At 55.6% G+C, this 1,605-nt stretch carries 3 protein-coding genes; all 3 read right to left on the bottom strand.

All coding sequences use genetic code 11. The features are described from left to right. Positions 1–260 (bottom strand): IS110 family transposase (locus F8N85_RS34045; protein ID WP_150806867.1); only part of this gene is annotated, 260 nt, incomplete at its 3' end. A gap of 303 nt (positions 261–563) precedes the next feature. Continuing rightward, complete coding sequence (locus F8N85_RS34040) at positions 564–1,022, bottom strand: REP-associated tyrosine transposase (protein ID WP_150807683.1); 459 nt, start codon at positions 1,020–1,022, stop codon at positions 564–566. 307 nt (positions 1,023–1,329) lie between these two features. Then, the coding region (locus F8N85_RS34035; RefSeq protein WP_150807682.1) for a transposase at positions 1,330–1,605 on the bottom strand (276 nt) is incomplete at its 5' end.

Below are 1,605 nucleotides of genomic sequence, written 5' to 3'. Positions count from 1 at the left end.
TTGGTCTGTGCAGGATTGACGACGCAGACCCGATAGCCCTTGTTGTACAAGAACTCGGCCAGCGCTTCATGGTAGATGCCGGTGGCCTCCATCACGATCAAGGCTGAAGGCTCGACATGCTTCTGCAGCCAGGCGTGGAACTCCTCGAACCCCTTGATTGCATTGGCCAGCTTGGCTTTGGTTTTATGTTTGCCGTTAGGCAGGTATTTGGCGATGTCAAAGGTGTGTTTAGCGGCGTCGACGCCAACATAATCGGACATGATCGTCTCCAATTGGATCAATTGTGATCATCACTGCACTCTGTCCAACCTTGCGAATGCGGGCTCTCGCCAGAGACGGGCCCAAGATACCGTTCGAACTATACGAGTGAGTGTGGAGGGTTGGAGCACGATCTACGTCGCAGGCTCTAGGCCTAAGGAGCTGCACGGCTTCCAGATCCCTCCCTCGATGATCAGTCGAGAACTATCGCTCCTGGCGGAGCGATAGTCGAGATACAAGGAGCTGCCGCAGGCTGCGATCTTTTAGAGTGTGCGCCCAAGATCTCAAAGGCTTCACTTCCCGCCTCAAAGCCACACCGCATCCCAAAGCGGGTAATCACCCAGCTTGTTGACCAGCCCGGCGCGCAGCGGATTCATCACGATATAGCGCGCCGCCGCTTTGACGTCCTCATCCAGGCGTAGCGCCCGGTCGTGATAGCCCCGTTGCCAGACGCGGTCGTTACTTCGCTTCAGGCCATTGATCGCAAGACTGCTGCGCGACTTTACCCGACACATCAACTCAGCCAATGAGCCACGTTGCAGCTGTACCAACCAATGAAAGTGATCTGGCATCACCACCCAGGCCAGCGATGTGGCCAACTGATTTTCGTCGGCCAGGCGCAGTTGATCGACCACCAGGCGACCTGAGCGCCAATCGCTAAATACAGGTTGGCGCTGGTGAGCCACAGCGGTGAGGAGATAAATACGATTGACTTCAGATACCCGTGCTTTACGCAGGCGACATCCATTGGCGGCGGCAGGCAATCCATTGCCCTCCTGAAGGTGTATGACACAGGTAAAGCTAGTCGGCTTTGGAGCCATGGTCCGAGAAACAATTTTCGGGATATGTCGTGTTACGGCAAAAGATCGCAGCCTGCGGCAGCTCCTACGCCAATCCGGTTCCCCCAGGAAACAACGGGTATACGCAAAACTTGTAGGAGCTGCCGATAGGCTGCGATCTTTTGATCTTGGCTGCGCCGAAAAGATCGCAGCCTGCGGCAGCTCCTACGCCAATCCGGTTCCCCCAGGAAACAACGGGTATACGCAAAACCTGTAGATACCGTCTTAACTCTCACCGGGCAAGCGCAAGTTTCGGGTCAAAGGGCTGGCCCGATTTGATCACTCCAAAGATGATGTGCAGCAGCTTGCGCATTGCTGCACAGATGATCTGCTTGGGAGCCTTGCCGTTGGCTTTCAATCGCTCTTTGAGCGCGATAATCGCTTCGTTGTGCTGCATCGCCACCAGACCTGGCATGTAGAGCCCGGTTCGGAGTCGCGCTGATCCGATTTTCGAGATAAAGGTGCGGCCCTTAAGCTGGCCAGACTCTTCCAGCTTTGGATTTAAGCC

It is taken from the genome of Pseudomonas fluorescens, assembly GCF_902497875.1.
GTDB lineage: Bacteria > Pseudomonadota > Gammaproteobacteria > Pseudomonadales > Pseudomonadaceae > Aquipseudomonas > Aquipseudomonas fluorescens_BR.
Note: the sequence above shows the minus strand (reverse complement) of the source record. Positions and strands in the feature narration are given on the sequence as shown.